Below are 287 nucleotides of genomic sequence, written 5' to 3' on the forward strand. Positions count from 1 at the left end.
GGAAATAATATTTTATTTTCTTATCTATTTAAATATTTTGAGTTCATTTACGAAAATAAAAGCTATCCTGATATTATTACTTATAATAAAGACAAAACAAAGGCATGTTTCAATACAGGTTTGTATAGTACAGGTGTTTTTCCAATATTTGCATACTTTGAAATTCAAGAAAACGGAGGATATGTTTTTAGAAAATTTTGTTCTAATGGAGATAGAGTTTTAGATGATTTAGAAATACCTAAATCTTTAAGCGATTATGATACATTCAAAAATGAAATCATTTTTGA

Annotated in this window: 1 protein-coding gene; it reads left to right on the forward strand. The window is 24.0% G+C overall.

What is annotated here, in order from left to right:
* Window positions 1-287, forward strand: a 287-nt coding sequence (locus tag ELQ11_RS09780) for a DUF3825 domain-containing protein (protein ID WP_134225308.1), incomplete at both ends; no start/stop codon positions are given.

It is taken from the genome of Campylobacter sp. US50a (assembly GCF_004379015.1).
Classification (GTDB): Bacteria; Campylobacterota; Campylobacteria; order Campylobacterales; family Campylobacteraceae; genus Campylobacter_D; species Campylobacter_D jejuni.